Origin of the sequence: Paenibacillus rhizovicinus (genome assembly GCF_010365285.1) — a bacterium.
Classification (GTDB): Bacteria; Bacillota; Bacilli; order Paenibacillales; family Paenibacillaceae; genus Paenibacillus_Z; species Paenibacillus_Z rhizovicinus.
Genome location: NZ_CP048286.1, coordinates 6,350,766 through 6,372,960, shown reverse-complemented (window position 1 = coordinate 6,372,960; position 22,195 = coordinate 6,350,766). Strand labels below are relative to the sequence as shown.

General features: G+C 55.7%; 17 protein-coding genes. 4 read left to right on the top strand and 13 right to left on the bottom strand.

What is annotated here, in order from left to right:
- Positions 1 to 28 precede the first annotated feature (28 nt).
- Genes GZH47_RS28455 through GZH47_RS28445 form a run of 3 tightly spaced genes read right to left on the bottom strand, consistent with a single transcriptional unit; the run spans position 29 to position 3,361 of the window.
- Positions 29 to 1,381: an aromatic ring-hydroxylating oxygenase subunit alpha gene (locus GZH47_RS28455; protein WP_162644329.1), complete on the bottom strand. Its 1,353-nt coding sequence runs from the start codon at positions 1,379 to 1,381 to the stop codon at positions 29 to 31.
- A 24-nt stretch (positions 1,382 to 1,405) separates the two neighbouring features.
- Complete coding sequence (locus GZH47_RS28450; RefSeq protein WP_162644328.1) at positions 1,406 to 2,323, bottom strand: NAD-dependent epimerase/dehydratase family protein; 918 nt, start codon at positions 2,321 to 2,323, stop codon at positions 1,406 to 1,408.
- A gap of 15 nt (positions 2,324 to 2,338) precedes the next feature.
- A complete protein-coding gene (locus tag GZH47_RS28445; protein ID WP_162644327.1) occupies positions 2,339 to 3,361 on the bottom strand; it encodes an ABC transporter substrate-binding protein in 1,023 nt (340 codons plus the stop codon).
- 124 nt (positions 3,362 to 3,485) lie between these two features.
- Between GZH47_RS28445 and GZH47_RS28440 the strand changes: the two genes are divergently transcribed.
- Positions 3,486 to 4,343 (top strand): MerR family transcriptional regulator, encoded by an 858-nt coding sequence (locus GZH47_RS28440; RefSeq protein ID WP_162644326.1) that lies wholly within the window; start codon positions 3,486 to 3,488, stop codon positions 4,341 to 4,343.
- A 126-nt stretch (positions 4,344 to 4,469) separates the two neighbouring features.
- Here GZH47_RS28440 and GZH47_RS28435 read toward each other — a convergent pair whose 3' ends face one another.
- The 6 genes from GZH47_RS28435 to GZH47_RS28410 form a co-directional block, all read right to left on the bottom strand.
- Complete coding sequence (locus tag GZH47_RS28435; protein WP_162644325.1) at positions 4,470 to 6,461, bottom strand: glycoside hydrolase family 15 protein; 1,992 nt, start codon at positions 6,459 to 6,461, stop codon at positions 4,470 to 4,472.
- Positions 6,443 to 7,906 carry a glycogen synthase GlgA gene (gene glgA / locus GZH47_RS28430; protein ID WP_162644324.1) on the bottom strand — a complete coding sequence of 488 codons (1,464 nt, stop codon included), beginning with the start codon at positions 7,904 to 7,906 and terminating at the stop codon, positions 6,443 to 6,445. Before glgA ends, GZH47_RS28435 begins: the two co-directional genes overlap by 19 nt.
- A 99-nt stretch (positions 7,907 to 8,005) precedes the next feature.
- On the bottom strand, positions 8,006 to 9,118 hold the full coding sequence (gene glgD / locus GZH47_RS28425) for a glucose-1-phosphate adenylyltransferase subunit GlgD (protein ID WP_192043555.1): 1,113 nt from the start codon (positions 9,116 to 9,118) through the stop codon (positions 8,006 to 8,008).
- Positions 9,115 to 10,281 (bottom strand): glucose-1-phosphate adenylyltransferase, encoded by a 1,167-nt coding sequence (locus GZH47_RS28420; protein WP_162644323.1) that lies wholly within the window; start codon positions 10,279 to 10,281, stop codon positions 9,115 to 9,117. The genes glgD and GZH47_RS28420 overlap by 4 nt, the downstream gene beginning before the upstream one ends.
- 52 nt (positions 10,282 to 10,333) lie before the next feature.
- A complete protein-coding gene (gene glgB, locus GZH47_RS28415; RefSeq protein WP_192043554.1) occupies positions 10,334 to 12,283 on the bottom strand; it encodes a 1,4-alpha-glucan branching protein GlgB in 1,950 nt (649 codons plus the stop codon).
- A gap of 149 nt (positions 12,284 to 12,432) precedes the next feature.
- A complete protein-coding gene (locus GZH47_RS28410; protein ID WP_162644322.1) occupies positions 12,433 to 12,903 on the bottom strand; it encodes a MarR family winged helix-turn-helix transcriptional regulator in 471 nt (156 codons plus the stop codon).
- 207 nt (positions 12,904 to 13,110) lie between these two features.
- On the opposite strand from GZH47_RS28410, the gene GZH47_RS28405 reads away from it, so the two are divergent.
- Positions 13,111 to 14,277: an iron-containing alcohol dehydrogenase gene (locus GZH47_RS28405; RefSeq protein WP_162644321.1), complete on the top strand. Its 1,167-nt coding sequence runs from the start codon at positions 13,111 to 13,113 to the stop codon at positions 14,275 to 14,277.
- A 272-nt stretch (positions 14,278 to 14,549) separates the two neighbouring features.
- Here the strand turns inward: GZH47_RS28405 and murA are convergent, their stop codons facing one another.
- The 3 genes from murA to GZH47_RS28390 all read right to left on the bottom strand — a co-directional run bounded on the left by murA (position 14,550) and on the right by GZH47_RS28390 (position 18,741).
- Positions 14,550 to 15,857 carry a UDP-N-acetylglucosamine 1-carboxyvinyltransferase gene (murA, locus tag GZH47_RS28400; protein ID WP_162644320.1) on the bottom strand — a complete coding sequence of 436 codons (1,308 nt, stop codon included), beginning with the start codon at positions 15,855 to 15,857 and terminating at the stop codon, positions 14,550 to 14,552.
- Complete coding sequence (locus tag GZH47_RS28395; RefSeq protein WP_162644319.1) at positions 15,844 to 16,656, bottom strand: DeoR/GlpR family DNA-binding transcription regulator; 813 nt, start codon at positions 16,654 to 16,656, stop codon at positions 15,844 to 15,846. The genes murA and GZH47_RS28395 overlap by 14 nt, the downstream gene beginning before the upstream one ends.
- 285 nt (positions 16,657 to 16,941) lie before the next feature.
- Positions 16,942 to 18,741: an ABC transporter ATP-binding protein gene (locus GZH47_RS28390; RefSeq protein WP_162644318.1), complete on the bottom strand. Its 1,800-nt coding sequence runs from the start codon at positions 18,739 to 18,741 to the stop codon at positions 16,942 to 16,944.
- Between the two features lie 268 nt (positions 18,742 to 19,009).
- On the opposite strand from GZH47_RS28390, the gene GZH47_RS28385 reads away from it, so the two are divergent.
- Positions 19,010 to 20,026, top strand: coding sequence for a DUF2332 domain-containing protein (locus GZH47_RS28385; RefSeq protein ID WP_225446253.1), 1,017 nt, complete (start codon positions 19,010 to 19,012; stop codon positions 20,024 to 20,026).
- Between the two features lie 143 nt (positions 20,027 to 20,169).
- Positions 20,170 to 20,799: a hypothetical protein gene (locus GZH47_RS28380; protein WP_162644316.1), complete on the top strand. Its 630-nt coding sequence runs from the start codon at positions 20,170 to 20,172 to the stop codon at positions 20,797 to 20,799.
- A 454-nt stretch (positions 20,800 to 21,253) separates the two neighbouring features.
- On the opposite strand, the gene GZH47_RS28375 is transcribed toward GZH47_RS28380, so the two are convergent.
- Positions 21,254 to 22,168, bottom strand: coding sequence for an AraC family transcriptional regulator (locus GZH47_RS28375; protein WP_162644315.1), 915 nt, complete (start codon positions 22,166 to 22,168; stop codon positions 21,254 to 21,256).
- Positions 22,169 to 22,195 lie beyond the last annotated feature (27 nt).

The following is a 22,195-nucleotide window of genomic DNA, read 5'->3' as shown; positions in this document are numbered from 1 at the left end:
TATCCTTCTCCTTCCTCCGTTGCGCGCATTAGTCCTCGCCCAGCATCGTTTGCACGTAAGACTCGTAGAAATACCGCTGGTTGCCCTCTCCGTACCGCGGATAATACGCGATGCCGGGCAGCGGCCATTCCTCGTCGCGCTTCGCTTTGCCCATGCCGTTCATGCCCATTTGGAAATTCAGCTTCAAGTTCTCGCGCGCGAAACGGTTGCCGGCGGTCTGCGTAATCGTCTCCCATGTCATGGAATCGTCCATTTCGAATATCCCGGACAGACTGAACGTCGTCGATCCCGCGCGGTACGAAGCTTCCTTGAACGACTGCGGCGTGTTCTTGAACATCAGGAACCAGTTCCAAATCTCGATCTCGTCCGGCCCCTTCGGCCGCCATTGCCGCATGCTGATGAACGGAACCGGCGGCAGATCCTTCTCGGGGGTTACCGTCATGAGCAGGAACGAGCTGTTCGGGAAAATATTGCCGAGCATTTCCTTCGAATCCCTGACGATTTCGAGCCCCTTAGGATCGAGACGGTCCAGCCGGAACGTATCGACGATCTCCTGCGGGAAATTCCAGTACGGCATGTCGACCGGCTGCGGCGTCTTATCGAGCGAGATGTCGACGCAGTGGCCGTTCCCGGCCAAAATTTGCTCGCCGTTCATGTTGCCCAGCATCGAGAACGGCGTGGAACCGACTTCGTAAGCCGAATGGTGCAGGAAGATCAAATGGTACGCATCCCCGCTGAAGTTCTCAGCCGCCACCTTCCAATTCGCTTTGACGATCCAGCGCTGCGGTTCGCCAATGACCTCAAGCCCTTCGTCCTGCAATCCGAATAACAAATCCAAGTAATACTTGCTGTCCGCGAGGTACTCTTCAAGCGGCGGCGTATCGTTGTCCAAGCAGGCGAAGATGAGGCCGTGCAGCGTGTCGCATCTGGCTTCGAGCAGCCCCCATTCTTTCTTGTTCAAGCCGTTATACGCATGCTGCTGGGCCGGCATCCCGATGAGGTCTCCGTTGTTCTTGTATATAAAACCGTGATAGGGGCAGCGGAAATGCGAAGCATTGCCCTTCTCCGCCCTGCACACGCGCACGCCACGGTGAACGCAGGCGTCCAGCATGACGCGGATCTCGCCTGATTCGTCCCGGTTGACGATGAACGGGTCCTCGCCGATGTAGCGAAGCACGTAATCGCCCGGGGACGGAATCTCCGATTCGTGGCCGACGAAGATCCATTTTCTCGTGAAAATCTTCTCGATTTCCATCTCGTACAGCTCCCGGTCGTTGAAAATACCGACGGGAATGATGCCTTCCTTCAAGCTCTCCCGCATTTCCTTCAGCAAGGAGATGGCCCGGCTGTATTTAGGCGTTGCCGCCGTATCGTTATGCATCGCATCGCACCTCGCATCTCTCGTTTAGTAAGGATGTTGCTCCAGCCAAGCCGCATAGGCGCGAACGCTCTCCTCGAACGCCATCGCCGGCTCGTAGCCGATCTCCTCGCGCGCCTTGGAAATATCGAACGTGCCGTAATGATCGAGCTCCTGGAAACGACCTTCGCCGACATCGATAACCGCATCGGGATACAGCTCTTCAACGAGCGCGATCAGCTCTCCGAACGTCGTCTTGTACCCGGCCGTAATGCTGTAGACGAAGCTCTTCATCTCCGTCGCTTCCATCGCGCGGATGCATGCCTGGGCAACATCCTTCACATGCACATACTGGAAACCGTAGTCCCGGCCTTCCTTCAGCACCGTCGGTTCCCTGCGGATGGCGTTCACGATCAGGTCTTTCATGTAGCACTGCATGAACTGGCCCGGTCCGTACAGCCAGCCCGGACGCAGCGACGGAATTTCGAGGCCGTACAAATTGCGGTAGCCGTAAGCGAGCTTCTCCGTAAACACTTTCGTCGCCCCATAGACGCCGCTTGGGTGGAGAGGCACGTCTTCCGTCACGGTACCAAGCTGCGCATTGTTGCCGTAGGCGTATTCCGAGCTTAGGTTCACGACCCGCTTGATGCCGGAGAGCCGCGCCGCTTCGAACACATTCGTCGTGCCGAGCGCGTTCGTCAGCACCGTCTGGTACGGAATATCGATTGCCGTCACCGGGTGGGAAATGGCTGCCGTATGGATGATGCGGTCGATGGCGTATTTGCGGATCGTCTCCAGCAGCAGCGGCAGGTCGAGCAAATCCCCTTGTACGTAACCAAGCGCGGCATCGCCTCCGTTGCTGCCGATTCTCCGATCGTAACTGACAACGCGATAGCCTTGTTCTCTCAGCATCGGCACCAAATTGGATCCGAGGAAGCCCATGCCTCCGGTTACTAAAATGTTCATGTTCGCGACCTCCCGCTAATTGTTTTCTTTGACTAGCTCATTGACGAACGAAGGATTGTACAGCTTGCTCATATCCGGCACGGTTTCGATAAAATCGAGCCCTTTCAGAAACTCCCCGACCTGCTCGCCGTTGTATTTCACCGACGTATAGTCCTTCTCGTCCTTCTGCGCGTCGACGTTATCCCGCAAATCGTATACCTTCACGCCATCAAGCGACGTCTTGAACTCCGCCGGCGAAATATCCGCGTGCTTGGCCATGATGGCGATCGCGTCGTCCGGATTCTTCTTCAGATAGTCGACGGCTTCGAACCAGGCGGCCGTTACGTTCTTCACGTCTTCCGGTCGCTTGTCGACGATGTCCTTGCGGAACACGATGGCGTCCATCAGCATTCCCGGCGTTTCCTTCGAAGAGAACAGCAGCTTTCCTTTGCCCGAGCTCAGCGTTTGGCTGAGGAACGGCTCCCAGATGACCGCCGCGTCGATCTTGCCCGCGAGGAACGACGATCCCGCGTCCGTAATCGCCATGTTGAAATACTTGATATCCTTCTCGGCCAAGCCGTGGTTCTTCAATACCGAGAGAAGGAAGAACTGATCGACCGTTCCGAGCTCCGTCGCGATTCGTTTGCCTTTCAAATCCTCCACGCTGTTGATGGAGGGATCCACCACGAAACCGTCCGCGCCCGACGAATAATCGATGATCATCGGAATTTGAAGCTTGATGCCTTTGCCTGCAGGCGGCAGCGTATCGCTGAGCGTCTGGCTGTTCGCGTCCACGTTGCCGGAATTGAGGGCGGAAAGGCCGTCGCTGTAGCTTGGAAACCATTCCAGCTTCACGTTCACGCCATGCGCTTTGAAGAAGCCCTTCTCTTCGGCCACATACCAGAGAAAATAGGTCGGAAACGGGTTGAGCCCGATTTTGAGCGGCTCTCCGTCGCTGCCCGCTGCCGCTTCGCCGTTCGAGCCTGCACTGCCGCATCCGCTTAAGAGAAAACCTGCCATGAGGCTTGCCGAGACGACCGAAATCACGCGTTTGTTCATGTTTGTTCCCTCCACTCATTGATCTTAAAGCGATTCTAAACCTTTGTGCTACACAAGAGTCAACACCGATGTTATATTTATTTACATCATGGGTTTATCGTGGGAAGCGAGGGAATGATCAAGCATGAAGGAACGGCTGAGCATCAGCGAAATGGCGCAGCTCCGCGGCATTTCGGCCGAGACGCTGCGCCACTACGACCGCATCGGTCTCTTCAATCCGCAATTTGTCGACCCGCAGACCGGCTACCGGTACTATTCGATTTTTCAATACGAGGTGCTTGGCACGATCAAGGAGCTTCGTCAGCTGGGGATGACGACGACGGAGATCAAGCAGTATTTCAGCGAGCGGAATATCCGGAATTCGGCGGAGCTGCTGGCGGCGAAGCATGCGGAGCTCGTTCGGAAGCTGGAGGAATTGACGGCTTTGGAGGAGAACGTGCGGGATAAGTTAACGTTTCTGCAAGAAATATTGTCGGAGGAGGACCGTTCGGCGATCATGTTCCGCATGATCGAACGGCGCCGGCTGTTTACGCTGCATCAGCAGATCAACAGCAATTTGGAACTGTGCTACGGGGTGCTCGGCCTGGAGAACCGGCTGACGGAGACGGCGCCGATTCTGGCCAGCAATCGGCTTGGCGTGCTGCTCTCGCGGGACAGCTTGGAGGCGGGGCGCTTCGAATCTCCGTCTACGATCTTCGTCGTCGCCAAACGCGCGACAGCCGTGCAGAAGTCGAATTTGATCGTGGTACCCGCGGGGATGTTTGCATGCATCCGCTACTATGGAGAGCTGTGGAACCGAAGCGACAGCCTCGCCGCTCTGCTTGGCGAGCTCGAACGCCAAGGCTTCGAAATGACGGGCGATGCGCTGCAAATCATGCAGGTGGACATTACGATCACGGACAACCCGAGCGAGGTCATGTTCGAAATTCAGGTGCCCGTTCGGAAACGCGCGGAGAGTCAAAGCAGGTTCGGGGATGCGTGAGTATGGAGGAATAGCTGTCCTGGCAGAAGGATTTCGAGGCGGAACCAGTGTGCCGGGGGCGGTGGGGGCGAGGTGCGGGGTACAAAAAAAACAACCGAAGCGATTACCGCTCCGGTTGTTTGCAAGTTATGGCTTGCTGGACGCCGCTGCCGCTTCCGCCGCCGACAACGCGGCGAATTTTTCCGCATAACGGGTGACCGACTGAACGTACGTCGCATGCGACCACGTAAGCGGAGCAACCGACAGCGGGCTGCCGTCGTTCGGATTGAGCTGCTCCGGCAGAACGCCGCTGGAGAGCGCCGTATTCACGACCCACTGCAGCGTCTCGCGCGGTTTGACCAGATCGGCCAGCATCTTGGCGGATTCGATCTCGAAATTCGCTACCCACAACGTGCAGATGACCCACGGGTTGCCTGGCACGTTCTCAATGTCCCCGGATTGCTGGAAGTAATAGTCATTCGTATACCGGGCAACGCCGCCGACATGCGTCTTGACCGACAACCCGCTCTTAATCGCCCGCATCGTCTTGATCACGCGCTCGTCGTCGACGGGCAGCACGCCGAATTCCCAGATGGCGAACATGCTGCTCTCCAGCGTCATGTCCTTCACCCAGCGGTTGTCCTTCTGGATCAAACCGCGCGCGAAACGTCCCGATTCTTCGTCCCACAGATGCGTCAGGATGCCGTGCTTGATCCCCTCGGCCGTATTCTTGAGGTGGTCGCTGCGCTCGTAATCACCGAACAGCTCCGTGAAGTACGCCGCCGCCATCAGGCCGCCGTATACGGAAGCAGCCGTATACGTCCAGATCCCGTACCGCTCCTCCCACAAATCGTAGCTCGGCTTCGGCAGGGACAGCGCATGCTCGATGTACTGGCTGAGGAACAGCGCGCCTTTGCGGATGAGATTGTTATAGAGCGACTGCGGCAGCTCGATGACCTGGTTGCGCGTGTAATCTTTCCACAACGCGAACAGCACGAGCGCCGTCTCGTCCTCCTGGATCGGCAGGCGCCTGCTGCCTTGCACGATATACGGATGCCAGCTGGAACCGACCGTTCCGTCGGGGTTGTATTTGTGAAACAGATACCCGTCCGGCGAAAGCGTCTGCGCGCAGAAATGAAAGAATTGCGAGATGACGCTTTGAAAGCCGGCCGCCGACATCGCGTCGGCGATCAGCGCCCCGTCACGCGGCCACATGTAACTGTAATGATCGCGATTGTACTGGAGAATGTCGGTATCGTTGGCGGCGATGATCGCGCCCCGCTCGTCGGTCTGCGTGCGCACGATCAGCAGGCTGAGCCGAAACAGATGGATCGCTTCCGCCGACAGATCGCCGAGATTTTGCTCGGCCCGGTGCAGCCAATGATTCCAGTAGATGACGATCCGGCTGAGCAGTTTCTCCGGATGGCTCTCCTGCACATACTGGTTCAGTTCTTTGACTTCCTCCAGGTTTTTGCCGATCGACATCCAGTAGAACACGGTTTTCTCGCCGCCCGGCGGAACGACCGTGCGGAAGCTGATCGTACTGTCGACGGAGCCCTGGGCGATGGAGTTGCCCATCAGCGTTCCGTCTTCCGCATCGCGCCATGTGCCCTCCGCGGATTGGAACCGTTTGATGCCCGTCGTGTATTGCATCATGCCGCCTTCGTCGGAGAAGCCGTTGAACATGAAGTACGATGACCGCTTGTAATGGTACAGCGTATGGTTCTCGGGATAGTAGGCCGCGGTATCGCCGACCTCGGACCCGTCGATCATGAGGTCATGATGGAAGAACAGCCGGCATTCGCGCGATTCCGTGCCCAAGTTGCGGACCAGGATGCGCTTGATATAAATGCTTTCCCTCTGATGAATCCCGTCGTTGATGTGCAGCTCGATGGCAAGCCGTTCATTCCGGGCGATGACATTCGTAACGAGCGAGTCCGCGATGTACGAGAGCTGGAATTTCCATTCCGGATCTTCCAGCCAGGAGAATTGGCCGCCAACCCATATTCCGAACCGGCAGTATTGGCCGCCGACATGATTGAGCTGCCCGACGAATGGATAGTAAATATCGCGAATATAGCAATTCCGATCCAAATTCATCAGAATTTTGCCATTTCCGATTACGAGATGACGGGCCATTTGACATTCTCCTCCCTTTGCGGAACGATCGAGCCGTACAACGATAAATACGCCTTAGCCGAGCGCGTCCAGCTATAATCTTCCTTCGCGCCGTTCACGACAAGCCGCTGCCACGCTTCCGGGTCCTGATAGAAGCGAATCGCCCGCTGCACCGTATATAACAGGTCATGCGCGTTATAATTCGTAAAGCTGAAGCCGTTGCCTTCGCCCGTAAATTCGTTGTAGGGCTGGATCGTGTCCCGCAGTCCGCCCGTTTCCCGCACGATCGGCACGGAACGGTAGCGCAGCGCAAGGAGCTGGCTTAGCCCGCAAGGTTCGAACTGCGACGGCATGAGATACATATCGCTTCCCGCATAAATGCGCCGGGCAAGCCCGTCGTTAAAGCCAAACCAGGTAGCGACCTGTTCGGGGCGCTTCGCTTGCGCTTTGCGGAACATCTGTTCATATTGCCAATCGCCGGAGCCGAGAACGACCAGCTGGACTTTTTCCGACAAAATCTGCTCCAGCACCGCCTCGATGAGATCGAAGCCCTTCTGATCGACAAGCCTCGATACGATGCCGATGAGCGGGGTGTGCTCCGATTCCTCGAGCCCAAGCTCCCGCTGCAGCGCCAGCTTATTCTTCCGCTTGCGCGGCAGCGAACCGCGGTAAGGCGTCTCGAGCGCCGGGTCGTTCATCGGATCGAACACCTCCGTGTCGATGCCGTTCACGATGCCGGTCAGGTCGCCCGCCCGCCAGCGCAGAAGGCCATCCAGCTTCTCGCCGTAATATTCCGTCTGGATTTCGTGCGCATAAGACGGACTGACGGTCGTCAGCTTGTCCGCGTATCGCAGCCCGCCGAGCATGCAATTGCCCGCGCCGAAGAATTCGATGCCTTCAGAACCGAACAGCTCGTCGCCCGAACCAAGCAGATCCTTGAGCAGCTCGCGCCCGAAGACGCCCTGATAGCGTAAATTGTGAATCGTATAGACCGAAGCGAGATCCCGCGTGCCCGGCTCGTATCGATATCGCGTCTTGAGCAGGAAAGGAATAAGACCCGTCTGCCAATCATGGCAGTGAATGATATCCGGATGGAAATCCGAATGGAACAGCGACTCGATGACCGCATAGCAGAAGAACACGAACCGTTCCGCATCGTCGTCATAGCCGTACAGCCCGCTCCGCTTAAAGTAAAACTCATTGTCGATCACGTAATAGATAATGCCGTCGATTTCCGCTTTCATTAATCCGCAGTACTGATCCCGCCAGCCGAGCCGCACCGTGAACGTGGCGATCGTTTCGAACCGCTCGGCGTATTCCGCCGGAATCGATCCGTATTTCGGGAGAATGACGCGGACGTCCGCTCCCTTGGCCTGAAGTGCTTTCGGCAGTGCGCCGGCCACATCGGCAAGGCCGCCCGTTTTCACGAGCGGCACCGCTTCCGAAGCTGCAAATAAAAGTTTCATGTAAAGAATCACCTCTGTTGCTGGTCATTAATAACCATGTTATTCAATCGCGAACGGTTGATAGTACCGAAAGATCGTTAAGAGACTGTAAGAATCGTATTAGATGACTTTCCGCTTCATCGCAATAAACGGCGACACTTCCGCGCCGTGCAGCTCCCTGCCCCGCTCTATCGTGACGTCTTTATCCAGAATCACGTGGTTGACCGAGCTGTTCTCGCCGATGATGCCGTTCTGCATGATAATGCTGTTGCGCACGACCGCCCCTTTGCGGACATGAACGCCCCGGAACAGCACGCTGTTGATGACCGTCCCTTCGATGATGCAGCCGTTCGCAATGATCGAGTTGCTCGTCTTCGCCCCTTCGGCATATCGCGCCGGCGGCTCATCCTTGACCTTCGTAAAGATCGGCCCCGGCTCGAAGAAGAGGCTCCTCCACACGTCCGGCTTCAACAGCTGCATGCTGTTCTGGTAATAGCTGTTCAGCGTGTTGACGACGCCCAGATAGCCGTCGAATTTGTAGCATTGGATATGCAGCTTGTCGACGCGGGACATGATGGCATGGCGCACCAGATGGTCCTGGCCCTGCGCGAGCGACGTATCGATCAGCTCCAGCAGCAGCTCCTTGCGCATCAAATACATTTCCATCGAGACGAGGTCGCTGGCCAGCCGTCCAAAATGGTCCTGCATCGCCGTGACGCGCCCCTTCTCGTCGATCTGCACCTTCCGTGCCCGCCCTCCGAACAGCTCGGTTTGCTCCTTGCAAATGACCGTGATTTCCGCGCCGCTCGCCTTGTGCGAGGCTAGAACGCCTTCGAAATCGATGTTGCAAATCATATGGCTCCGCGTTACCAATACGTATTCGTGCCCGCTGCGGGCAAAGAAATCGCGATGCTGATAGAAATGATAGAGGTCGCCGCGGCGCACCTCGTTGACGTCGTCGGTGGACGGCGGCATGATGAACAGCCCGCTTTGGCGGTGATGCAGGTCCCAGTGCTTGCCGGAACCGAGATGGTCCATAAGGGAACGGTATTTCGTCTGCGCGAACACGCCGACTTTGTTGATGCCGGAGTTGACCATGCTGGAGAGGGTGAAGTCGATCAGCCGGAACCGCGCGCCGAACGGCACGGTCGCCAGGCAGCGGCTCGCGGTCAACGTCTCCATTTCGTCCGATTCATGAATGAGGTTGATAACGCCTAGTATCGAAGAATTCATGAGTGCTCGACCTCCTGCAGCGAATGGTTGGCGGTGACGAGTTCGTCGCTTCCGATGACGGTGACGGTCTCGCTGTCCGGGCTTCCGATCACGACGCCGTCGCCGATAATGGCGCCTTCCTCGATGATGGATTTATAAATGCGCGCACCTTTGCCGATCTTGACGTTCGGCATGATGACGGATTCCCTGATTTCGCTGTCGACGCCGGATTGCACGCCGTAGAAGAGGACGGATCGCTGTACGAAACCTTCGATGATGCAGCCTTCCGTAACGAGGGAATCGACGATTTCCGCGGTTCCCGACGCGTAATGCGCAGGCCGGTTAGGATTAACGGAATAGATCCGCCAGTTGCGGTCGTTCAAATCCAGCGCAGGCTGCTCGGACAACAGATCCATGTTCGCTTCCCACAGGCTTTCGAGCGTACCGACGTCCTTCCAATAACCGTTAAACGTATAGGACTGCAGTTTCACCCCGTCCTGGAGCATCGCGGGAATGATGTCTTTGCCGAAATCGTTGCCGGATTGACGGTTCGATTCGTCGCGGATCAAATATTGCTGGAGCACCGGCCAGGAGAAAATATATACGCCCATGGATGCCAAATTGCTCGTCGGCACCTTCGGCTTCTCCTCGAACGAGGTAATCCCCCCATCGTCGTCCACGTGCATGATCCCGAAACGGCTCGCTTCCTTCCAGTCGACCTCGATGCAGGCGATCGTCACGTCAGCTCCGCGTTCCTCATGCTCCTGCAGCATGAGCTCGTAATCCATTTTGTAAATATGGTCGCCGGAAATAACGAGCACGTAGTCCGGATCGTACCGGTCGATGAACCCCATGTTCTGATAGATGGCGTTCGCCGTTCCTTTGTACCACATGCCGCCTTTCTGCTTGACGTAAGGAGGAAGAATCGCCATGCCGCCGTCGCGGCGATCCAATCCCCACGGACTTCCAATCCCCAGATACGCGTTCAGTACAAGCGGCTGGTATTGCGTCAGCACGCCGATCGTGTCGATGCCCGAATGAGCGCAGTTGCTTAACGTAAAATCGATAATACGATACTTGCCGCCGAAGTGAACGGCCGGTTTGGCCAGATCCTTCGTCAAGACGCCCAGTCTTTTTCCTTCTCCTCCGGCAAGCAGCATAGCTATCATTCTTTTTCTGCCCATGGACACCCTCTCCTTCAAGGCTGCAGCCTGCTGCAGCGCTAAAATAGTTGCATTACATCAATCCATGCAAAGCGGAAAAGCGTTCGCTGCGGCCATGTTCCCCTGATGCAAACACAAGCAGTTGGAAGGAAAGCGGAGGAAGATCGATCGTCAGGCTGCAAGGCCTTCCATGCCAGGCTGTCTTGGAGCTATATATGATTTCCTGCATGTGCGCCAGGGCACCGCCGAAAGCTGCCGCCTCACTGTGCAGAGCCAGCCGGTATTGACCGGGCTCGGGTACCCCGATGCGATATTCGGGGTAGTGCTGGTTCGAGAAATTGCAGATGATGACGGAGAAGTCATGCTCGCCATGCCCGCGCCGCATGAACACGATGACGCTCTGGGCCGCGTTATGGACGTCGATCCATTCGAAGCCGCCGGGATCGCAATCCCGTTCCCAGAGAGAAGCCTGTTCGCCGTAAACGCGGTTGAGCGACTTGACGTAATGATGCATGCTGCCGTGCTTCGGATAACCGATCAGCTGCCAATCGAGCGCTTCGTCGTATTTCCATTCGTCGAACTGACCCCATTCGCCGCCCATGAAGAGCAGCTTCTTGCCGGGATGCGTCATCCAGTAGCCATAGAATAAGCGAAGCTGGGCGAATTTCTGATCATACGAGCCGGACATTTTGTTCAGGAGCGATCGTTTGCCATGCACGACTTCGTCGTGGGACAGCGGCAGAACGTAATTTTCAGAGAAAGCGTACACGAGCGAGAAGGTGATGAGATTGTGGTGGCGCATTCGTTCGGCCGGATCCAGCGCCATATATCGGAGCATGTCGTTCATCCAGCCCATGTTCCATTTGAAATTGAAGCCGAGTCCGCCCATATAAGTAGGGGACGTGACGGCAGGCCAAGAAGAGGAATCCTCCGCGATCATGAGCGCATCGGGGTAATAGTGAAACACGGTTTCGTTCAATCGTTTCAGGAAACGGATCGCTTCGATATTTTCCGTTCCGCCGAACGTATTGTATGTGAGCATTTCTGGGGGTTTGTCAAAATGAAGATCAATCATGCTTGCGACGGCATCCACGCGAAGACCGTCAATATGGAATACGTCCATCCAGTAGATGGCGTTGGAAATCAGAAAACTCTGCACCTCCGTGCAGCCGAAGTCGAAGGCCAAAGTTCCCCACAAAGGTTTCTCCGCCCGCTTCCAATCCGTTCCCTCGAAAATCGGAGTGCCGTCGAACAGGCGCAGCCCGTGATCGTCCTTGCAGAAGTGTCCCGGCACCCAATCGAGGATGACGCCGATGCCCTGCTGATGGCAGCGATCGATGAGGTACATCAGCTGCTTCGGACTCCCGAAACGGCTGGTCGCGGCGTAATACCCCGTTACCTGGTAGCCCCAGGACATATCGAGCGGATGCTCCGTTATCGGAAGCAGCTCGATGTGGGTATATCCCATTTCGACCACGTACTGAACAAGTCCTTCCGCCATTTCCTCGTAAGTCCAGAACATTTCCTTGCCCCAGCTTCGCCAGGAAGAGAGATGCACCTCGTAAATAAGCATCGATTCATGGTACGGGCTCATCTCCTGCTTGCGCCGCTGCCAGTCGCCGTCATTCCAATCGTAATTGAAAATGTCGGTTACGACGGACCCGGTGTTGGGCCGGAGCTCGGATAGAAACGCAAATGGATCTGCTTTCAGCAGCAGCTCGCCTGCCGAAGTATGTACTTCGTACTTGTACACCGTACCCGGAACGAGATTAGGGACGAACAGGCTCCAAACGCCGGTTTCCCCGATGCGTTCCATGGCATGCCGTTCGCCCTGCCAATGGTTGAAATCGCCGACGACGCGAACTTCCCGTGCATGGGGAGCCCAAACCGTGAAACGGACGCCGTAATCATCAGCAAGACGAATTGGATGCGCACCGAATGTGCGGTAACTGTGATAAAGACTGCCTTTATTAAACAAATACAAATCGCGCATTGAAATTCCAATGGTTGCTGCATTCGCCATAAAGTGCCATCCACCTCCTGTATGTAGCGTCTTTGTAAAGGTTCTGTCATGTATACTAACGCAGCGCGATTATGTTTTAATTATACATGTCTTTTTCCAACTTGGCATCTTATTTTCTGAAAATTCTCAAACCTCGATCATGCGCGGTTTCACGCCATTTCCGCTATGTTGAATCGTTGCAGGGCCTCCGCGATCCGCGCGTGCATGCCCAGCAGCTGATGAATTTGCTCCTCGTCCAGCGACTGCAATGCCGCCGTCATCGCCCGATAGGAATAAGCTTGCCTGATGGAGCGCCGAGCGAGTTCCTTCCCTTCGTCGGTCAAGGAAAGATTGATTTCCCGCCGGTTTCCTGCCGCTTGCGACCGCTCCGCGATGCCTCCCTGAACAAGCCCTTCCACGCTTACGCTGATCGTACTCTTCGATGCCTGCAGCTTCTCCGTCAGTTCCTTCAGCGAGAGCCCCGGCGAGCCGAGCAGCGTGTTCACGATCGACATGCCCAACATGGTAAGTCCGACACTTTCCGCGTTAAGTCGCGTAAATTCGGAGACCGCGCGAGTGACGGACATGAAAGATTGCAGCACTTCGATTGCCTGCTTCACGTTCGGATCGGAATAATCCATTTGATGCATCCTCCTGTATAGTTCTAATCAGAACAGTCTATAATAGAACAGTTCGTATATGAACTATATTAAACAACAAGCAACCTGCAGTCAATATCTGCCTGCAGATGCACAGGCTCCTGCACCTTGAGAGCAGTCCGCTTGACTTGTCGTTTTCGGAATCGCTAAGATAATAACAGTCCGTTTGAAACTATTTGGAGGTGCAGCATGCAGTCATTTACTTACCAGAATCCGACGAAAATCGTTTTCGGCAAAGGTACGGTTTCGCAGCTCAGCAGCTTGGTCGAGCCGTTCGGAAAGACGGTTTTACTTGTATATGGATCAGGGAGCATAAAAAGAACAGGCCTCTATGACGAAGTCATGAACCAGCTTCAGTCGTTCGGGGCAAATGTCGTCGAATTGTCCGGCATCGAGCCGAATCCCCGTCTGGCCTCGGTCAACCGCGGCATCGAGCTGTGCCGCAGCGAAGGCGTCGACTTCATTCTGGCCGTCGGCGGCGGCAGCGTGCTGGACGCAGCCAAGGCGATCGCGGCAGGCGTGCGCTACGATGGCGACGTCTGGGATTTCTTCATGCATAAGGCGACCATCGCAGACGCGCTTCCGATGGGCGCGATTCTTACGCTCTCCGCAACCGGCTCGGAAATGAACGGTAATTCCGTCGTCTCCAATTGGGAGACGAAACAGAAGCGCTCTTTCGGCAGCATACATACGTACCCGCGTTTCTCCATTCTTGACCCAACTTTGACGTTTTCCGTTCCGCGCGACCAGACCGTGAACGGCATCGTCGACATTATGTCGCACGTATTCGAGCAATATTTCTCGCTTACGACAGACGTGCCGCTTCAGGAGCGCCTGTGCGAATCGATCCTGCAAACGGTCATCGAGAACGCGGAGAAAGCACTCGATAATCCGAACGATTACGACGCAAGGGCGAACCTGATGCTGTGCGGAACGCTGGCGCTGAACGGCGGCTTGATCAGCGTCGGCATGGCCAATGACTGGGCGTCCCACGGCATCGAGCATGAAATCAGCGCGATCTACGACATCCCGCACGGCGCTGGCTTGTCCATCGTGTTCCCGAACTGGATGCGATACGTGTATAACGAGCGGGTCGACCGTTTCGTGCAGTATGCACAGCGCGTATGGGGGATCGAGCGCGGCAGCAAATCCGACGAAGACCTGGCGCTGGCCGGCATTTCCGCGACGCGCGCCTTCTTCACCCGGATCGGAGCTCCGGCGACGTTGTCGTTCTACGACATCGACGAGGAGCATCTGGACGTCATGGCGCGGGAAGCGGTGCTCTTCGGGCCGCTCGGCAATTTCAAGAAGCTGAACCAGGAAGACGTGAAGGAAATTCTGGTGATGGCGCTGTAGGTTTGGCGGTATAGCAAGAGGCCCCGCCCCCGTCGCTTAGTTGCGGCGGGGGCGGGGCCTCTTCGTTGCGGCAGAGTCGTAACGACCAAACGGCTCCGGGCGCGGAAAAACCGAACGGCTCCGGGCGCGAAATGAGCCGAATGAACCGATTCGAGCAGCTGGGCCGGAAAGCTGCTGTTGTCGCAAGTCGGTGATAGGAATCCAAAAAGGCCTCGAGCCGTCCGCATCATGCGGGGCATCGAGGCCTTCGGTTTACCGGAAGCCGCTTACTTCTACTTGCTCATGCGAAGCGAAGATACAGAAGCGACGGAAGCGATTTGCTCCTCCGAATCGAACAATCCGATCTGCGCGCCCAGCGAGCGGAACGAACCGACGACGTCCTCGTAGCCCCGTTCGATGTGCTGCACGCCGGCGATCGTCGTCGTGCCTTCGGCGCAAAGTCCCGCAACGATCAAACAGATGCCCGCCCTTACGTCCGATGCATGCACGAGCGCGCCCCGCAGCGGATGTCCGCCGTTAATGGAAGCGACGCCGGAGCGAACCTTGATGTTCGCTCCCATCCGGTTGAGCTGTACCGCATGATTGAATCGAGCCGGATAAATGCGTTCGCCGATGATGCTTTTGCCGTTAGCCTGCGTCAAGAGTGCCGTTAACGGCTGCTGCAAATCAGTCGCGAAGCCGGGATACATGGCGGTACGGACTCTGGTCGCCCGCAGGATGCCTGTCGAACGGGCCGTCACGGAATGTTCGTTCGTTTCAATCTCCATGCCGATTTCGCGGAGCTTCGCAATGCAAGAAGACATATGTTCCGGGATAACGTCCTGCACCGTAATGCAGCCGCCCGTCGCCCCTGCGGCCATCAAGAACGCGCCGGCGATCAGCCGGTCCGGAATGACGGTATACGTGCATCCGCTCAACGCCGTTACGCCCTCGATCCGGATATGATCCGTACCCGCCCCGACGATTCTGGCTCCCATCCGGTTCAACAAATTAGCCGTGTCCGTGACTTCGGGGTCGCGCGCGGCGCCGAGCAGCACCGTCGTTCCTTTCGCCCGCACGGCGGCAAACATCGCATTGATCGTCGCGCCGCTTGTGATCGTATCAAAGTAGATCACCGAGCCTTTCAGCTCCGCGGCTTCCACCGTATAATGCCTGTCGAAGAACGTAAACGTCGCGCCCATCTGCTTCAAGGCCTTGATATGCTGATCCATCGGACGGCTGACGAAATCGTCTCCGCCCGGATAACCGACGGAAACTTTGCCGTATTTGGCCAATAGGGCGCCAACGAAGTAATACGCCGCCCGGAACGAGGAGGATTTCTCGGCATCCAGATTGGTGCTGGTAATCATCCGCGGATCGACGATGACGGTTCCATCGGCGTCGCGTTCGACTTTCAGTCCGATCTGCCCGCCCAGCTCTCCAATAACCCTTAAATCGGCGATGTCCGGAATTCCGAGAAGCGTAACGGGTTCATCGGCCATACAAGCGGCCGCAAGCAGCGCAAGCGCACTGTTCTTGGAACCGGGAATTTTAACGCAGCCTTGCAGCGGCGCGGATCGTTCTACTTTAATCGCTCTCATGGTATGCTCCTTCGCTTGATTCATCTTCATCCGCTATGGTCACTTTGATGTTTCTGCTTTCGATTTCACGAACGAACTTGTCGGAAGCCCCTTGGTCGGTGATCAACAAATCGATTTGATGCAGCTGGACGGACCCGGCGAACATCTGCACGCCGATCTTCTCATGCGGCGCGAGGCAGATCGTGCGCCTGGACGCTTCGGAAACCGCGCGCGTTAACGCAGCTCCCTCCGGCGTAGACGTGCTGACGCCGTTCAGCGCGATCCCGCCTCCCGTGATGAAGCCGATATCGAAATTGAATTTCCCGATCATCTCGAATGCGATCGTATCGATCATGCTGTCCCCGGCGGATCGGAGCTTGCCTCCAATGAGATACGATTCGATATGATTCCGGTTTCGGATGTTTTCCGCGATCGTCAGCGCGTTCGTTATGACCGTAAACGAAATATCGTCAGGCAAATGCTTCAGCATCCCGTAATGAATGCCCGCCCCGCCGATAAATACGGTATCGTTCATCTGGATCAGCGAAGCCGCGTAACGCGATATGGCGTCTTGATGCGGAGCGGCTTCCCCGTATCGGATCGACCGGGGTTGAGACACCGTGCGCACCTTCGGCAATGGCGTCAGCGGAATGGCGCCCCCATAGGTTTTCTGCAGCAAGCCCTGCTCTTCCATAATCGTCAGATCGCGTCTGATCGAGTCGATGGACAGCTGAAACTGGCCGGCCAGTTCTTTGGCCACGACCCTGCGGTCCGCAGATAGCAGCTCCAGTATGCGCTGCCTTCTTTCTTCGGCTAACATGGTATTCCTCCAACGTCTTTGACAATTATCTCCTCCTATCCTATTCCGTATTATTCAGGATTGTCAATCGAATATTCGTCCTCTTTCATGTTGTTTCATGATTTGTATCCAAAGCGTGACTGTACTCGTTTATTAACCGCCTTTAGACAGCAAAAAACCGCTTCTCCGGCATGGTTGGCTTTCATCCATGCCGGGTAATGCGGTTTTATACACTTTCTACGTTATACGTTATACGTTATACGTTATAAGTTATACGTTATGGGCGGCAACTCCGTCGCCGTCGTCTTACAACTGAAGCTGCTTCAAATGATAGAACTCGCCTTTGCGCGCGATCAGCTCATCGAACGTGCCGACTTCGGCGATGCGGCCTTGCTTCATGACGACGATGCGGTCCGCGTCGCGAATGGTAGACAAGCGGTGCGCGACGATGAACGTCGTCCGGCCTTTGATCAGCTCTTGCATCGCTTTCTGAACATGATACTCCGACGCGTTATCGAGCGCGGACGTCGCTTCGTCGAGAATAATGACCTTCGGATTGCGGATGAGCGCGCGGGCGATCGCGATCCGTTGTCTCTGGCCGCCCGACAGCTTGCCGCCATGCTCGCCGACCTTCGTATGAATGCCAAGCGGCTGACGGTCGACGAATTCGGCGAGATTCGCCATTTCGATCGCCTTGCGTATCTGATCGTCCGTAATATCCGGCAAGCCGTACGTAATATTGTCGCGAATGGTGCCCGAGAACAGAATGTTCGTCTGCGGCACGACGGAGAGGAACTTGCGGTATTCCCGCAGGTCGATCGCGTTGTAATCGACGCCGTCGACCGTCATTTTGCCGCCGGTCGGCTGAAGGAAGCCCGTCACCAGATTCAAGATCGTCGATTTGCCCGCTCCCGATTCCCCGACGAACGCTACGCATTCCCCGGCCCTGACCGACAATGTCACTTCTTCCAACACGTGATGTTCGCTGCCGGGATAGATCAGCTGGACGTTCTCGAACTCGATTTCCCCGCTGATATCCGTCAATCTCAGCTTGCCTTGATTGTGCTCGATTTCTTGGGAACGAAGAATCTCCGTAATGGAGTGGATCGACTCGAACCCTTTCGCCATGTTCGGGTACGTCGTGATCAACGCGGTCACGGAGCCCAAAATCATGCTGAAGAAGCCTTGATACATGACGATGTTGCCGACAGGGATGGTTCCCTTATAGGCCAAGTAAGCCGTAAACATCAGGCAGAGCACTTGGAAGAGCTGGAACGTCACCCAATTGGAAGCCCCGAAATACGCCTCGATAATATCCAGCCGCTGGCCTTTGCCCTGCAGCTTGTAAAGCGATTTATCGATCCGCTCGATTTCCACTTCTTCCAGTCCGTGCGCGCGCGTGACGGGAATCATCTCGACCATTTCGGACATTTTGGATGACATCTTCTCGATTTCTCTGCGGAACTCTTTGTTCGTGGACGAAATCTTTCCTTTGAACAGCCGGACAAGCAATACCGCGGCAGGAATGGTCAATACGAAGAACATCGAAACCGACCAGCTGTTGTACGCCGTCATTATAACCGCGATGATGATATTGAAGACTGCCGGCAGCAGCGCGAGCATGATCTGCTTCGAGAGCTGTTCGACGGCCTCGACGTCGCGCAGCACCTTCGATTGCAGCTTGCCCGCCTGCAAGTCGCGGTGATACGTAATCGACAGCTGCTGCAGCTTGCGAACGAGCGCGCTGCGAATGCCCGCTTCCACGTGGCGAATCGCCCGGCTCATGAACGAAACGTACCAGGTATGCGTCGGAATGTTCTGCAGAATGATGACGCCGATGACGGCGAAATTGATCCATAGCGAGCGCATCGGATTCGCGCCGGGATGACTGACGATATTGATAATATTCGCCGTGACGACCGGCAGGACGAAGATCGGCAAGCTTTTCACCATATAGAACAGCACCGACAACGTCAAATTCAGGAAATTTCCCCGGTAAAGCGAAATCAAAAACTTGAACGTGCTTTGCTCTTCCTGCGTGGCGACCTGTTGAAACGTATGCTCGTAGTTCAAATTGCGGGCCTTGCTTCTCTCTACTCTCTCCATCCGTGCTGCCCATCCTCCATCGTGAAAAATCTTTGCATAGTCACTCGCTATAGTAAGGCATATCCGGTCGTTTGTAAACGCGTGTTCACAAGAAATACGGGCAATCGTCCAGCCTGTAAATCATTACCACGGCCGCGTCGACGGGAACGTCGTGATCAACCTCAGGATCCACATAAGTTTATTCTATCGCATCAATAAAATAATGAAAATTTCATTTATCGATGCAGCCGTATATACTACGTGTAACTTACCTTTGAGGAGGATGCGCATGCAAGCCTTATCGGAACTGTTCCATCTTTATGCCGAGCGTTATTTCCGGGATTCGAGTCCGCTCTACGAGGCGCTGTCGCTTCAAATTGCGAAGGATGCCGAACTGCTTGAGCTTGCCGCTCATGCGCGCGAAGGCCAGCCTCAACCGAACATGCTCTTCGGCGCCGTCCATGACCTGCTTCTCCGGGGGATCGATCATCCGCTGCGCGATTTCTATCCGAGCTTGGTCAGCAATCCAGGCGAACCGGCGCTCGCAATCGGCCCGTTCCAAGCTTTCTGCGCGGCGTACCGGAACGAATTGATTACACTGCTGGAGACCAAGCGCGTGCAGACCAACGAGGTCAATCGCTGCGCTTATCTCTATCCTGCCTTCTGCCATATTTACCGTCAATCCGGCAAGCCGCTGGCGCTGATCGAAGTCGGCACGAGCGCCGGACTGCAATTGCTGTGGGACCGGTACAGTTATTCCTACGGCACGCTAGAGGTTTACGGCGGCGCATCCGCCGAGCTGCATCTGGAATCGGAGCTGGTCGGAGACAAGAAGCCGTTCCTGCTGCCAAGCAGCCCGCCCGTCGCTTCCCGGGTCGGCATCGACCTGCATGTCAACGATCTCGCCAGCGAAGCGGATTTGCGCTGGCTTAACGCGCTTATCTGGCCGGAACACCGGAAGCGCCGTCAGCACTTGGCGAAAGCGGCAGCATGCCTGAAGCGGCATCCCGTAAGGCTGATCGAAGGCGATGCGCTCAAGCTGATCGAAGGCGTCGCTTCCGAAGTTTCCGAAGACGCGATGCTGTGTATCTTCCATACGCATGTCGCAAACCAATTCTCGGCCGAAGCCAAGCTCGAATGGACGGAGCGTCTGCAAGAGCTGGGACGGAAGCGCGATTTCTACCATCTCTACAATAATATGCACGATCCCGATCTTCATTTGGATGCCTGCTTGAACGGAAGCTGGCGGCCAATGAAGATCGCGGAAACCGAAGGTCATGGCCGATCGTTTACATGGCAGGTTTGATCCGGAAGGGCTAATTCGGCTGCAGATGAAAATGCGCCTTTTTCAAACCCGCGGCCTTTCGTCATACTTTCGCCCTTCTCGACGAGTTCCTCATTTGCGAGAATGAGTGCAGAAGACGAACCACGAGGGGACGATCGATTACGATGCAAATCTCGATTACGCGAGGACTTGCCGAACTGAAAACGTTGGATGCACGGATCAAGAAAGCGATACAGGATACTTCTTACATCGGCTTGACGACGGGCAAGAAACCTATTGTCGGCTATAAAGATAATCAAGCGTTCGAGCTTAAAGTCAAAGCGAACAATCAATCGGCCGGCGATCTGATCAAACGGCGCAATCTGATCAAAACGGCAATCGTAGCATCGAATGCGGCGACGGTCGTTACGATCGGCAGGCAAGCCATGACGGTCGCCGAAGCCATTGAACGGAAATCCTCCATCGCATACGAACAACTGCAGCTGCAGAAGATGACGAGCGATTACGCGAAAGTTCTCCGTAAGTTCGAAGAGGAAGACGAGAAGGTCAAGGCGCGGCTCGACGAGCTGATCAAAACGACGTTCGGTACCGATAAGAGACCGTCCCCCGACCAATACGAGTCGACCTCGCAGCCGTTCCTGGAACAAAACGCGCCGAAGCTGATCGATCCGCTCAACCTGAAAGATCAAATCGATAGGCTGCAGGACCGAATCGACGAGTTTCTGACGAACGTCGACTTCATCTTGAGCGAATCGAACTCGATTACGAGAATCGAAATCCCAGACTCGGTCTAAGCCGGTCATTCGGATGCCAACACGCCGAATCCGGATGAACTAGAGACCGCCTTGGCCGTTCGGTTATACGGCCTCCAAACCTAAAATAGTCGCTATTACGAAGCGTAGATGAAAGCTCAAACTTCAGCGATCAAAGGTTAACGTTCAGCATTCAAAGTTCTTCCAGCGTTCAAAGCTTAAGCATCAAAGCTCAAAGATCGATCAAACCCACGGCAAACCGCGCATGCGTATTTCTTTACGGACGCGATCCGATGCGGCGTGGCTGGAGTGTTGGCACCCGAACAAGCCTGCAGTGCATATGCATTGCAGGCTTGTTCGATTAGATATGGCCATGGAAACAAACGGCCTGTCCGCTCAAAATAAAAAGGCACGGACGCGTTCGTCCGTACCTCTCATCCGTACCGGGCATTCACACCTCGGCATTCATACCTCGGTACATAACTTGATCCTGCAATCAATCATTGAGCGGCGATGCTTTATCTTCCAATTCATCCCGTTGGCTGGGTTTCGCCAGCGAAGTGCCGGTAAACCGTTTGCGATAGGACAGCGGCGTAATGCCGACATGGTCCGCGAAGGAACGCGAGAAATGAGGCGTCTGCTTGAAACCCGTTTCATCCGCGATCCGCGAGATCGGCCAATTGGTCTTCATCAGCATCAGTTTCGCCTGGTCCATCCGGTACGAGAGCAAATATTGCTGCGGCGTACAGTCGAACACTTCGCCCATGCAGCGGGCAATGTAATTGGGATGCAGCCCCATCGCCTCGCCAAGCTTGCTGTTCGTCACGGTCGTACGGAAATTCATTTTCAAGTACGCGGCCGCTTCTTCGGCGACGGCGATCGGGGCTTTGGCCGCATCGCTGCGCCAGCCTTCGTCGAACAGCTGCAGCAAATGCAGAAACCATTGCTGCCGCTGCCAGAACGCGGCATGCGAAGTGCCCAGCGCCGCATCGTGCAGCTTGCCGAATAAGGACACCGCTTCTTCCGGGTAAGCGACCGTCATCGTTTTGGGGAGCCGGATGGCATACGAGTAGTAATCCCCCCGAAGCGAGCCGCAGTTGTTTCCGTCATGTTCCTCCCACGGACCGGCCGTCTGGAAATGCACCCAGTCGAACACCGTTTCTTCCGTGCACGGCTTGGTCGGATAATGCCAGAGATCGGGCCGCAGAATCAGCATTTGCCCTGGCCCGACTTCCCACGTTTCGGATTCTTCGCCGACATATAAAGTGCCGCTATGAACGAAAAGCAAATCAAACACGCCGATATTCCGGCGATTCGGATGCTCGCCGCCTTTCGGATACGTTCCGCGATTGGACTCGATGAAATAAGGCAGGGGCGGAGATAGAAAGGTAAGCAGCGGTTCGGACGACAAGAGAAAAGCCTCCCTAAGTAGGTTTAC